The sequence below is a fragment of the Rhodococcus sp. GA1 genome (genome assembly GCF_024321955.1).
In the GTDB taxonomy this organism is placed as follows: Bacteria; Actinomycetota; Actinomycetes; order Mycobacteriales; family Mycobacteriaceae; genus Rhodococcus; species Rhodococcus pyridinivorans.
Map to the genome: position 1 here is coordinate 2,334,956 of NZ_CP097186.1, position 12,198 is coordinate 2,347,153.

Here is a 12,198-nt window from a genome sequence, read left to right on the forward strand (position 1 = left end):
TGGACTCCTTGCGTGGAGGTGGTTGGAAAGACTCTCAGGCGGCCGGGTGGTGACCCACGACCCGCAGTGCGATCACGATGTACCGCTGGGCAATCCGAGCGGGAGTGAGGGGACCGCCGAGCTGGTACCAGCGGACAATGGACTGGAACATCCCGAGGAGGGCGCGCACGGCCTCCTCGACGTCGTCTACGTCGAACACCTGCTGTTCGACGCCCTCGCGCACCAGGTCGAGCATCATCAGCTCGAGACGCTTGCGGGTCGCGGCGTAGGTCCGGCGGTTCTCCGGGGAAATGTGGCGCACTTCGGAATCCAGGCCCGAACGCTGTGCACGGTGGGTCATGTTCAGCACGATCGCCTCGACGGCGTTGACGAAGCGGGCGACCGGGTCGTCGCCGCCGTCCGCGACCGCGGCCGACACACGGTCGATGAGGTCGAGGACGGCGGCGTCGAGCAGCGTGACGAGAACGGCTTCCTTGTTCTCGTAGTGGTAGTACAGCGCGGGCACCGTCACGCCGACCCGGCCGGCCAGGTCGCGGACGGTGGTGCCGTGGAAGCCGTTCTCGCTGAATGCTTCCAGGGCGTGTTCGAGGATGGGGTCGAGCCCCAGAGGCTGGAACTCACGCCAGTCCGCGCACGGCACGTCCGCGTGGGGCGTGTCGGATTCCTCGGCCTCGTATGCCGGGGTCATCGACCCCCTCCTCTCACAGTCGGTGCTCGGGTCAGCGCGGAGCCATGCGGATCGCGCCGTCGAGGCGGATGACCTCGCCGTTGAGCATCGGGTTCGAGACGATGTGCGCGGCGAGGGCACCGTACTCGGACGGATCGCCGAGGCGGGCCGGGTGCGGCACCTGTGCGCCGAGCGAGGCCTGGGCCTCCTCCGGCAGCGAGCCGAGCAGCGGGGTCTTGAACAGGCCCGGTGCGATGGTGACGACGCGGATGAGCAGCGACGCGAGGTCGCGGGCGATCGGCAGCGTCATGCCGACGACACCGCCCTTGGACGCCGAGTAGGCGGCCTGTCCGATCTGGCCGTCGAAAGCGGCGACGGAAGCGGTGTTGATGATGACGCCGCGCTCGCCGTCGATCGGCTCGGTCTTCGCGATGCGCTCGGCGGCGAGACGGATGACGTTGAACGTGCCGAAGAGGTTGACGTCGACGACCTTCTTGAACGCGTCGAGCGGGAAGGCACCCTTCTTGCTGACGGTCTTGATCGCGTTGCCGATGCCGGCGCAGTTCACCGCGACACGCACGGGTCCGAGCGACTCGGCGACGTCGAGGGCCTCGGTGACGGCGGCCTCGTCGGTGACGTCGGCGGCGACGAAGCGGACGCGGTCGCCGAGTTCCTTGGCGATGGTCTCACCGTTGGACGACGGCAGATCGATGATGACGACCTGGGCACCGTCGTTCAGCAGGGCCTTGACGGTGGCGAGACCGAGGCCGGAGGCACCACCGGTGACGACGGCGACGCTGTCGTTGACGATCATTGATTACCCTTTCGAGAGTGGTTGCGGTTCGGAGATCTTCGAGACTTCGAGAAGTCAGAGACGTTCGATGATGGTGGCGTTGGCCATGCCCGCGCCCTCGCACATCGTCTGCAGGCCGTAACGACCGCCGGTGGCCTCGAGGTGGTTGACGAGGGTCGACAACAGACGGGTGCCCGACGAGCCGAGTGCGTGGCCGAGCGCGATCGCGCCACCCCACGGGTTGAGCTTGGCCGGATCGGCACCGAGTTCGTGCGCCCAGGCGAGCGGCACGGGCGCGAACGCCTCGTTGACCTCGTAGGCGTCGATGTCGTCGATGCCCAGACCCGCGCGGGCGAGCACCTTCTGCGTGGCCGGGATCGGGGCGGTGAGCATGAAGACCGGGTCGTCGCCGGCGACGGAGAACGAGTGGAAGCGGGCGCGCGGGGTCAGGCCCAGCTTGTTCGCCATCTCCTCGCTCATGATGAGCGCGGCCGACGCACCGTCGGTGAGCGGCGACGAGTTGCCGGGGGTGATGACCCACTGCGCCTCGGGGAACCTGGCGGCGTACTCCTCGGTGTAGAAGGACGGCTTCAGGCCGGCGAGGCCCTCGGCGGTGGTGGAGGCGCGCAGCGTCTCGTCGACGGTGTGCTCGACCTGCTCACCGGCTGCGTTCTCCACGGTGATCGGGACGATCTCCTTGTCGAACCGGCCGGCCTCGTGGGCGGCGGCGGCGCGCTGGTGCGACTGCGCGGAGTAGGCGTCGAGCGCGTCGCGGTCGAACTTCCACTTCGCAGCGATGAGCTCGGCCGAGATGCCCTGGTTGACCAGGCCCTCGGGGTAGCGGGCACGGATGCTCGGGCCGTGGGTGTCCTTGCCGAGGGTGGCGGTGCCCATCGGGATGCGGCTCATCGACTCGACACCGCACGCGATGACCATGTCGTAGGCACCGGCGATGATGCCCTGCGCGGCGAAGTGCGCGGCCTGCTGGCTCGATCCGCACTGGCGGTCGATGGTGGTCGCGGGCACCGACTCGGGGAAACCGGCGGCGAGGAGCGCGGTGCGCGAGATGTTGAGGGACTGCTCGCCGACCTGGGCGACGCAGCCGCCGATCACGTCGTCGACCTGCGCGGGGTCGATGTCGTTACGCTCGACGAGCGAGCGCAGGACGTGGGCGAGGAGTTCGACGGGGTGGGTGCCGGACAGGGCACCACCCGGCTTGCCCTTACCGACAGCGGTACGGACGACGTCGACGATGACAGCGTTGGTCATGACGATCCTTTCGAAAGTGCAGCGTGCGGGCCGGAGACGTTCCCAGCGGTGTACTTATCGATCGCTAAAAGCTCTACCACGGACTTAGCGCTCGGTCAATGATCTCTGAGAGCTAGCGCACGCTAAGCCACTCTGATAGTGATGGATCACGACCCGAGTCGAGGAGACGCCCGTGCGCGCAGCGCAATTGACCGAACACGCCGGCCCCGACGCCGTCCGCGTGACCGACATCCCCGAACCCGAGGCAGGCGATTCGCTCGTCCTCGTCGACCTACACGCCGCCGGCGTGCCCTTTCCCGATCTGTTGCAGACGACCGGCGGCTACCAGATGGTCCGGTGCCGTGCGTGCTCGGCGCCGAAGCAGCGGGCATCGTCCGCAGCGCACCCGAGGGCAGCGGCCTCACCGCCGGACAACGCGTCGCCGTGCTGTCCATCGACGGATCGTGGCAGCAGACCGTCGCACTGCCGCGCGAGCTGGTCTTCCCGCTGCCCGACAGCGTGTCGCTGACCGGGGGCGCCGGGATGCTCATGAACTACTTCACCGCGCACTTCGCGCTCGACGAGCGCGCCCGGTACCGGGCGGGTGAGATCGTCCTCGTCCACGGTGCGCCGGGTGGACGGGCCGTCGTTCTCGGATTCACGGCGGCAGCATTCCCACCGTGAAGGTCAATCGCCTTCTGCTGAAGAACATTTCGGTCGTCGGCGCGGGGTGGGGCGAGTACCTCCGCACCGACCCCGGCTACCCGGCGCGGCAGTGGGCCGCACTCGAACCGCTGCTGCGCGACGGGACGCTCGTCGTCCCCGAACCCACCCTCCATCCCCTCGACGAAGCTCCGGCAGCACTGCGTTCGCTCGAGAACCGTTCCGCGACCGGCAAGGTCGCGCTCGACCTGACGTCCCGACCCTAGGAGAACAGCCATGACCGACGACCTGCCCGGTGTCGACACGACCGTCGACGACGGCGTCCTGCGCGTCACCCTGAACCGTCCCTCGCGGATGAACGCCGTGAAGACCGAGACGCTCGAGGCGATCGCCGATGCGTTCGAGAAGTACGCCGACGATACCTCCGTCCGGGTCGCGGTGCTCACCGGCGTCGGTCGCGCGTTCTGTTCCGGCGCCGACCTTTCCGGTCGTGATCTGAGCGCTCCGCCCTCCGCCGACACGATCGACGCCGCCAACCGCGCGGTTGCCGCGATCCGGGTGTTCCCCCGGCCGGTCGTCGGAGCGATCAACGGCGCGGCCGCGGGTGTCGGCGTATCGCTCGCTCTGGCATGCGATCTCACCGTCGCAAAGGAGTCGGGATACTTCCTGCTGGCCTTCACCCGGGTCGGTCTGATGCCGGACGGGGGTGCGTCCGCGCTCGTCGCCGCGTCGATCGGTCGCGCGCGGGCGCTGAAGATGGCCCTGCTGGCCGAGCGACTTCCGGCCGGTGAAGCGCTGGCCTCCGGACTCATCTCGGACGTCTACGCGGACGACGAATTCGACAGTGCGGTGGAGACTCTCGTGCATCGGCTCGCCGACGGCCCGTCGACCGCCTTCGCTTCGACGAAGAATGCGATCAACGACGCGACGCTCACCGAACTCGACCACGCCTTCGCCCGCGAGCGCGAAGGGCAGCTCGTCCTGCTCCGCAGCGCCGACTTCACCGAGGGTGTGACGGCCTTCCAGGAGAAGCGCACCGCGAACTTCCGTCGTTGAACCGTCGACGATTTCGGTGGATCCGGCCTCGCTGAGCGGGGTCGGATCCACCGAAGTCGTTTCAGGCGTCGGGGATCACGCGTTCGACGGCCGCCCGCACCAGTTCGGCGACACGGTCCTCGTCGATGATCCCGGGGAGGGTGAGTCGGTCGAGCACGAGCCAGTTCAACGCGAGATAGAGCAGCACGACGGCGTTCTCACCGCCCGGCAGGCCGGAGTGCCGGTAGTTGGCGATGTTGAAATCCAGGTCGGCGCGCACCCGCTCGGTGAGCAGGGCCTGCAGTTCGGGCCGTCGGGTGGCTTCGAGGCGTAGTTCGAGGAGCGCGAGATAGCCGGCGCGGAACCGGATGAGCCGGTCGACCACCTCCGTCATCAGCTCGATCATGGATTCGCGGGTCTGCGGCGCCTGCGACTGTGCCATGACCTCGTCGGCGGGCAGGAGCCGCTCGTAGTAGCGGTGACCCACCTGGACGAGCAGGTCGTCGCGGTTGGCGAAGTAGTTCGACGCCGTCCCCGTCGGGACCCCTGCCTCCTTGTCCACCGCGCGGAAGGTCAGCCCGCGCGCACCGTCGCGCGCCAGCACCTCGATCGAGGCATCCAACAAGGCCTGTCGTCGTTCCGGATTCGTCCGAACCACTTGACACCACTCCATATGTAGTACTACCTTCAAACCACTTCATCCATAGTACTACGAATGGCGGTCCACCATGCGAAAGCTCGTCTACTACGTGGCAGTGACCCTCGACGGCTATATCGCCGGGCCGAACGGGGAGTACGACTTCTATCCGATCTGCGACGACATGGCAGCGGCGATGAGCGCGAGATATCCGGAAGCCGTCCCCACCGCGCTCCGCGAACAGGTCGGCATGCCGGTCGACACGCCGAACAAGGAATGGGACACGGTGATCATGGGGCGCGGCGCCTACGAACCCGGTCTCTCGCTGGGACTCGCGAGCCCGTACAGCCACATGCAGCAGTACGTCGTGTCCCGCACTCTCGCGCCGGTCGACGATCCGCAGGTTCGGATCGTCGACACCGACCCGGTCGAGCTGATCCGAAAGCTGAAGGCGGAAGAGGGGCTCGACATCTGGCTCTGCGGTGGCGGCAACATCGCGGGGCAACTGTTCGCCGAGATCGACCGGCTGATCTTCAAGAGCTATCCGGTGATCGCGGGCGACGGCATCCCGGCACTGTCGGGCAACTTCGTCCCCACGCGATTCGACGTCACCGCGCGCGAGGAGTTCAGCAACGGCACGCAGGTCACCTGGTTCGACCGACGCTGAACTTCGACCGCCGAAGTTCGATCGACACCGGATCCGGCCGTCAGACCCCGACGGTCTTGAGGGCGATACCGACGTACTTCTGCGCGACGGCCTCGGGGCTGAGCGTGCCCTCCGCGTGGTACCAGCGCGGGATCGACTGGCACATGCCGAGCAGGGCACGCGTGGTCTCGGCGGGATCGTCCACGTCGAACACGCCCGCGGCGACGCCCTCCTCGACGATCTGGCGCACCAGCTGCTCGACGCCCTTGCGCACCGCACGGTAGCGCTGGCGGTTCTCGGGGCTCAGGTAGCGGGCCTCACCCTCGAGCGCGGCGAGGCGGGCCCGCAGGGTCATGCGCAGCACAATCGCCTCGATGACGTTGGACAGCCTGCGCACCGGGTCGCCGTCGGCGTCCTCGGCGGCGGCGTGGGCTCGGGAGAGCACGTCGCTGGTCGAGAGCTCGAGAAGGGCGATGAGCAGCCCTTCCTTGTTCTCGTGGTGGTAGTAGAGCGCCGGGACGGTGACGCCGACGCGGCGCGCGATCTCCCGCACCGAGGTGCCGTGGAAGCCGGTCTCGTAGAAGGCGTCGAGGGCAGCGGTGAGGATGGGACTGAGCTGCATCGGTTCGAGGATGCGCCAGTCCGGGATCGCCTCACCGTTGGTGAGGGTGTCGGCCCCGTCGCTCGAAGCACCCATGAAACCGCACCTACCTACCGATCGCTACTTCATACGGACGCCCCGAGGATACCCGTACGTTTTACGCTCGAAGGATCGAAAGGTGGGCGGTATCACCCCATCGGGTCGTCGGCACCACCGCGCGCGGTGTCGTGGAAGGGCGCGAAGAAGGTTCCCCAGCGCGCGCACTCCCAGCCACCGCCGGCCACCGGCACCAGCTCGACCGTCTCGGTGTTGGCCAGGTGGTTGGTGATGGCGAAGCCGGACGGCACCTTCCCCAGATAGGCGGCGACGAGCCGGATCGCGGCACCGTGACTGACGACCACGACGTCACCCGAACCGGCATCGAGATAGTCGCTGCGCAGCGACTCCAGGACGGGCAGGTACCGGTCGAGCACGTCGAGCGCCGACTCACCGCCCGGGACCCGCGCCCGCAGGTCGCCGTTGTGCCACTCCTCGTAGACCTTCATGAACAACTTGTGCGACTCCTCGTCGCTGCGGTCCTCGAGCTCGCCGACCTGCACCTCGTGCACGCCCTCGCGGACGACCGTCTCGAGCGACACCACCGATGCCGCGTGCTCGGCCGTCTGCCGAGCGCGGAGCGCCTGCGACGCGACGAGCAGCGACGGCGTCTGCTCGACGAGGTTCTTCCCGAGCGTGCGGGCCTGTTCGACGCCGAGCTCGGTGAGCTCCGCGCCCGGGAGTTTCGTATCGAGCCTCCGGGCGACGTTCGCCACCGTCTGGCCGTGCCGGGCCAGGATCAATCTGCCGCTCACAGTCAGTCCTCTCCGCGCCGCAGTCGGTCGAGCCACCGCGCATCCTCGTCGTCCGACACGGGTGGGACACCGTGTTCGGACACAGCGGGCCACGATCCGAGGAACCGCACCTGTGCGAAGCGGTGCAATCCCTGCAGCGCCTCGGCGACCAGCGCGTCGTCGATGTGACCCACACAGTCCAAGTGGAAGAAGTAGGTGCCGTATTCCCTGCGAGTCGGCCGGGACTCGATACGCGACAGATCGATTCCGCGCGTGGAGAACTCGGTGATGGCGCGCACCAGCGAGCCGGGCTCGTTGGGGAGTTGCAGCACCACCGAGGTGCGGTCGACACCGGTGCGCTTCGGCACGGGCCGCGGCCGCGTGATGAGCACGAAGCGGGTGCGGGCGCCCTCGAAGTCGGCGACCTTGTCGGCGAGGACGGACAGGCCGAGCCGCTGTCCGGCGAGCGCCGTGGACACCGCCGCGTCGACCTTGCCGGACGCGACGTCCTCGGCGGCTCCCGCGTTGGAGGCCGCGGTCACGACCTCGGCGTCGGGCAGGTGGTCCTCGATCCAGCGACGCACCTGCGCTGCGGCCACCGGATAGGCACCGATAGTGCGGACACGATCGCGGGTGATCCCTTCGCGGGTGACCACCGTGAACGCGATGTCGAGTTCGACCTCGGACACGATCTGCAGGCGCGGCCCGAGCGCGAGGGCGTCCATGGTGGGCGGCACCGAACCCTCGACGGAGCTCTCGATGGGGACGACGGCACCGTCGGCCTTCCCGTCGCGCAGGAGTTGCAGGGCAGCGGGCGGGCCGGCGGCCGAGACGCGCTCGACGTCGGCGGATCCGTCGCCGAGCACGTCGAGTGCACCGAGGCTCTCGAAGCGGTCGAGGGCCATCTCGGTGAACGTTCCCGAGGGTCCGAAATAGGCGATACGTGGCACGTGTACGAGGTTACGCATCGGTCGTGACGGGAAGGCGGCCTCTGCGTGAACCGCACCCGAGCGGTGGCCCGTGTCAGTCGGTGGTGAGGTCGAGCGCCTCGAGCTCCCGAACGACGGCGTCTGTGTCGTCGACCTCGACGACCAGCAGGATCTCCCGCACCGCCGCGGCGGCCTCCGGTACGAGTCGCCGGAGCCGGGCCACGTCGGGAGTCCCGAGGGCTTCGCGGACGTCGAAACCGCTCAGCGCCGCGACGGTGGCGGAGAGTAGGGCGACGACGTCGTCGGTGCCGGTCGCGCGGGCGGCGTAACCGGTGTCGGCGTGGGCGAGGACGGAGAGGAAGTCGGCGACGGCGTCGCCCCCGCGACCTGCGGTCAGGCCGGGGATGTGACCGGCCTCGGTGAGCGCGCGGGCGGCGTCGGCGAGCGCGGCGTCGGGCACGTGCGGGTAGACGACCAGCGGTGCCGGCGCGGTGATCGCGAGAACGTCCTCGAGGTCCTCGGCCGTGCAGTCGACCTGATACCGGACCGGACGCCACCCGGCGGGCGAGGGGAGTTCGGCCGAGGCGTCGAGCTCGACGACAAGTTCGCGGGTGGGTGATCCGGTGACGGCAGCGGCCGGGACGATCGGCGGGGCGAGCGTGCGGCCGGTCGCGGCGAGGGCGTCGGTGAGGCTGTCGTGCCGGTGTGTGAGCAGCGCGTCGAGCAGTCCGCGGGGCTCGTCGCGGGACGGCGGCATTCCGAGGGGAAGTGGGATCGGCACCGATCCAGGCTACCGACGGACCACTTGCGACCGCGATCACAATGACTTAGGTTTGCCTCACCTACATCGAGAAGGAGGGTTGGCATGCAGACCACCACATCCGTCATCCCCGCGCCGACCACGGCCGAACGCGTACGCACCGCCCTCATCCGCGCCGACACGACGCAGCTCGCGATCGACGGCTGCGATCCACTCCCCACCTCGGTTCATCATCTCCTCGACGACGGACAGGTCGCGGTGGTCGTCGCCGAGGACAGCCTCCCCGTCGCACTCGCCTGGCAGTCCGGCAGCGCAGGCATCCCCGCCATGCTCGAGCTCACCGACCACTCCCCGATCGCCCTGCGCAATCCGGTCCGGTCGCTCATCTGGCTCAGCGGCACCCTGCGTCCCGTGGAGCATCCGCGCCGGGTCGCCGCCGAGATCGCGGAGATCCTGCCGCATCCCGAACTCCTCGACGTCGGACACCGCTCCGAACTGCTGTGCCTGACGCTCGACTCCGTCGTCGCCGCCGACACCACCGGGGCCGAGGCCGTCGACGTCGCCGACGTCCTCGACGCCGCTCCCGACCCGTTCGCCGCACTCGAGACCGGGTGGCTCCAGCACCTCGAAGAGGACCACGCCGACATCGTGCGGCAGATCGCGCGACGCATCCCGCCCGCGCACCGCGGCGGACGAATCCGCCCCCTGGGCCTCGACCGCTACGGACTGCGGCTACGCGTCGAGTCCGAAGGCGACGACCACGACGTGCGGATCCCCTTCCACGAACCGGTCGACGATCCCGCCGCCCTGAGCCGCGCGCTGCGCCTGCTCGTCGGCTGCCCCTTCCGAAACGGACTGCCGCCGCGCACCTGAGCGGTACGCGGCGGCAGGGATCATCCGAACGATCAGACCTTCTGCAGGTCGATACCCTTCGTCTCCTTCATGATCAGCGCAGCGATGCCGGTCGCGACGCACAGCACCATGATGTAGACCCCGAAGACCCAGCCGATGTCCCAGCCGGTGAGCAGCTGGTTCAAGTAGGGCGCGGTGCCACCGAAGACCGCCACCGAGAAGGAGTAGGCGAAGCCGATGGCCTGGGTACGCAGGCGGGTCGGGAAGCTCTCCGACAGGGTGCACGACAGGATCGCGCCCGGGATCGACACGATGAGCAGGGCGAGAGTGGTCGACACGAGCAACGTCCACCCGGCCGACGTGATCATCGACGTCAGCGGGATCTGCAGCGCGAACATGAGGACCGCGAAGCCGCCGAGCATCGGGCGCCGGCCGATCCGGTCGGAGAGCAGACCCCAGAAGGGCAGCGAGACCAGCGCGATGACCTGGGCGATGACGAGCATCCAGTAGGCGGTGTCGGCGTCCATGCCCTTCTGCGTGATCGCGTACGTCGAGACGTACGAGGTCCACGTGTAGTGCGCCGCCGTGACACCCGAGGTCATGCCGATCATCAGCAGGATCGCACGCACGACCACCTTGCGCGGGATACGCGGTTCGTCGACCCGGGTCTCCTGCTGGTCGAAGACCTCGCTCTCCTCCATGCTGCGTCGCAGGTAGAGGGCGAACAGCGCCAGGAAGAAGCCGAGGAGGAACGGCACGCGCCATCCCCACTCGCCCACGGCGCTCTCGGAGAGCGTCGAGGTGACCGCTCCGCCGATCGTGTACGCGAGCACGGAACCGCCGAAGATCGCGACGAAGGCGACGCTGCCCCACATGCCGCGGCGATGCGGCGGCGCGATCTCGCTGACGTACGAGTAGGCGGTCGCCGACTCGCCACCGTGCGCGAAGCCCTGCACCACGCGGGCGAGCAGCAGGAGCACCGACGCCCACACGCCGATCGACGAGTAGGTGGGCATGAGCCCGATGACGAGGCTGCCACCGGCCATCATGAGCATGGTCGTGACGAGCACGAACTTGCGGCCGCGCTTGTCGGCGATGCGGCCGAACACGATGCCACCGAGCGGTCGCATCAGGAATCCGACGGCGAAGACCGCGAGTGTGGACAGCAATGCCGAGACCGGATTGTCGCTGTTGAACATCGCTGCGGCGATGAACGGAGCGAACACAGCGTAGGCGCTCCACTCGTACCACTCGAGGATGTTGCCCACGGAGCTGGCGAGAAGAGACTTCTTCTTCGATGCGAGAGTCACCGAAGTTGTTGCAACAGAATTCTTCTCAGATGTTTCGATGTTCATGTCCCTACTTCCGGGTCGCAGATTCCCCTCGGCCCCCAAGGCCCCTATCCGCACCCGAGCGATCGATCGGTCGGGCGATGTGAAGTGTGATGGGTCACATGGACCGCTGTCAAATTGGACACATCACCGCGAACCGGTGGGCGCCTCTCCGCGGCGAAAGGACCGGCCACGCAGGGTCCGGCACAATCGCTCCGGTGACGACCCTTCGCGACTGGCTGCGGCCCGCATCCCGCAACCCCGAGCCGCCCCTCGACCCCACCGAGCGCCGCGCGCTGTGGATCGAGATCACCATCGTCCTGCTCGTCACCTTCGGCCTGAGCGGGATCTCGTCGATCCTGTCGCTGGCCGAGGCGGCGCTGGCACCAGAACCGCTGTCGGATCAGACCGTCGCCCTCAACACGCCACGCTCGTCGCAGGGGTTCATCGATCTCGCCCGCCAACTCCTCGGCATCGTGCGCCTGCTCGCCTGGGGTGCCCTCGGCCTGTACCTGCTCTGGCGCAGCGGTGTCGGACCGCGACTCGCGGGCCTCGCCCGACCCGGTCTGCGCCGGGACCTGCTGCCCGGCCTGGGGCTGGCCGCCCTGATCGGACTCCCCGGACTGGTGCTGTACCTGGTGGCGCGGGCCGCCGGCCTGAACCTGACGGTCGCGCCGAGCCTGCTCGAGGACTACTGGTGGCGACTGCCCACCGAGGTGCTGTGGGCGATCGCCAACTCCGGGGCGGAGGAGATCCTGGTCGTCGCCTATCTCCTCACCCGCCTGCGGCAGCTCGGCTGGTCGGAGAATTCGTCGTTGCTCGCCTCCGCCCTGCTGCGCGGCAGCTACCACCTCTACCAGGGCGTCGGCGGCGGGTTCGGCAACGTCGTCATGGGCCTGGTCTTCGGGCGCTACTGGCAGCGCACCGGCCGGTTGTGGCCGCTCGTGATCGCCCACGCGCTCATCGACACCATCGCCTTCGTGGGCTACCAAGCACTGAGAGGCCACGTCTCCTGGCTGCCCTGAACGTAGAGTTGTCCGGGTGAACGGCGACCCTCGCGACCCTCGGAACCGGCCACGGCCTCCGCAGGGACTTCCCCCGCAGGGCCCTCCTGCCCGGCGGGCAGTACCGCCGAACCCGCAGCGCGGGGTGCCACCGCAGCGACGGGGCGCTCCTCCGTCACAGCGTCGCGGCGGCCCCCCGCCG

General features: G+C 68.7%; 13 protein-coding genes and 1 pseudogene. 5 read left to right on the forward strand and 9 right to left on the reverse strand.

The window, feature by feature from the left end; all coding sequences use genetic code 11:
- Positions 1-34: 34 nt before the first annotated feature.
- From M3330_RS10895 to M3330_RS10905, 3 genes are read right to left on the reverse strand one after another with little or no spacing between them, the layout of a single operon-like run.
- Positions 35-688: a TetR/AcrR family transcriptional regulator gene (locus M3330_RS10895; protein ID WP_006553419.1), complete on the reverse strand. Its 654-nt coding sequence runs from the start codon at positions 686-688 to the stop codon at positions 35-37.
- Positions 689-719: 31 nt separating this feature from the next.
- Positions 720-1,481 (reverse strand): 3-hydroxyacyl-CoA dehydrogenase, encoded by a 762-nt coding sequence (locus M3330_RS10900; RefSeq protein ID WP_019290368.1) that lies wholly within the window; start codon positions 1,479-1,481, stop codon positions 720-722.
- A 54-nt stretch (positions 1,482-1,535) separates the two neighbouring features.
- Entirely contained in the window at positions 1,536-2,729 is a 1,194-nt protein-coding gene (locus tag M3330_RS10905; RefSeq protein ID WP_033097853.1) for a thiolase family protein, read from the reverse strand.
- A gap of 172 nt (positions 2,730-2,901) precedes the next feature.
- Between M3330_RS10905 and M3330_RS10910 the strand changes: the two are divergent.
- Both M3330_RS10910 and M3330_RS10915 read left to right on the forward strand, forming a co-directional pair.
- Positions 2,902-3,637, forward strand: a pseudogene (locus M3330_RS10910) (alcohol dehydrogenase catalytic domain-containing protein).
- A gap of 10 nt (positions 3,638-3,647) precedes the next feature.
- Positions 3,648-4,427, forward strand: coding sequence for an enoyl-CoA hydratase (locus M3330_RS10915; RefSeq protein WP_247848266.1), 780 nt, complete (start codon positions 3,648-3,650; stop codon positions 4,425-4,427).
- 61 nt (positions 4,428-4,488) lie between these two features.
- Here M3330_RS10915 and M3330_RS10920 read toward each other — a convergent pair whose 3' ends face one another.
- On the reverse strand, positions 4,489-5,064 hold the full coding sequence (locus M3330_RS10920; RefSeq protein ID WP_033097855.1) for a TetR/AcrR family transcriptional regulator: 576 nt from the start codon (positions 5,062-5,064) through the stop codon (positions 4,489-4,491).
- Between the two features lie 70 nt (positions 5,065-5,134).
- On the opposite strand from M3330_RS10920, the gene M3330_RS10925 reads away from it, so the two are divergent.
- Entirely contained in the window at positions 5,135-5,710 is a 576-nt protein-coding gene (locus tag M3330_RS10925; protein ID WP_247848265.1) for a dihydrofolate reductase family protein, read from the forward strand.
- A 40-nt stretch (positions 5,711-5,750) separates the two neighbouring features.
- Here the strand turns inward: M3330_RS10925 and M3330_RS10930 are convergent, their stop codons facing one another.
- The 4 genes from M3330_RS10930 to M3330_RS10945 all read right to left on the reverse strand — a co-directional run bounded on the left by M3330_RS10930 (position 5,751) and on the right by M3330_RS10945 (position 8,806).
- Positions 5,751-6,386, reverse strand: a complete 636-nt coding sequence (locus M3330_RS10930; RefSeq protein ID WP_006553412.1) for a TetR/AcrR family transcriptional regulator — start codon at positions 6,384-6,386, stop codon at positions 5,751-5,753.
- A 92-nt stretch (positions 6,387-6,478) separates the two neighbouring features.
- Positions 6,479-7,141, reverse strand: coding sequence for a histidine phosphatase family protein (locus M3330_RS10935; RefSeq protein ID WP_039583635.1), 663 nt, complete (start codon positions 7,139-7,141; stop codon positions 6,479-6,481).
- A 2-nt stretch (positions 7,142-7,143) separates the two neighbouring features.
- Entirely contained in the window at positions 7,144-8,070 is a 927-nt protein-coding gene (gene pheA, locus M3330_RS10940; RefSeq protein ID WP_006553410.1) for a prephenate dehydratase, read from the reverse strand.
- A 73-nt stretch (positions 8,071-8,143) separates the two neighbouring features.
- Positions 8,144-8,806 carry a hypothetical protein gene (locus M3330_RS10945; RefSeq protein ID WP_019290373.1) on the reverse strand — a complete coding sequence of 221 codons (663 nt, stop codon included), beginning with the start codon at positions 8,804-8,806 and terminating at the stop codon, positions 8,144-8,146.
- Between the two features lie 108 nt (positions 8,807-8,914).
- On the opposite strand from M3330_RS10945, the gene M3330_RS10950 reads away from it, so the two are divergent.
- Positions 8,915-9,682 (forward strand): DUF2470 domain-containing protein, encoded by a 768-nt coding sequence (locus M3330_RS10950; protein WP_024102653.1) that lies wholly within the window; start codon positions 8,915-8,917, stop codon positions 9,680-9,682.
- 32 nt (positions 9,683-9,714) lie between these two features.
- On the opposite strand, the gene M3330_RS10955 is transcribed toward M3330_RS10950, so the two are convergent.
- Positions 9,715-11,016: an MFS transporter gene (locus M3330_RS10955; RefSeq protein ID WP_037217341.1), complete on the reverse strand. Its 1,302-nt coding sequence runs from the start codon at positions 11,014-11,016 to the stop codon at positions 9,715-9,717.
- A gap of 194 nt (positions 11,017-11,210) precedes the next feature.
- Here M3330_RS10955 and M3330_RS10960 point away from each other — a divergent pair, with 194 nt between their 5' ends.
- Complete coding sequence (locus tag M3330_RS10960) at positions 11,211-12,017, forward strand: CPBP family intramembrane glutamic endopeptidase (protein WP_006553406.1); 807 nt, start codon at positions 11,211-11,213, stop codon at positions 12,015-12,017.
- Positions 12,018-12,198 lie beyond the last annotated feature (181 nt).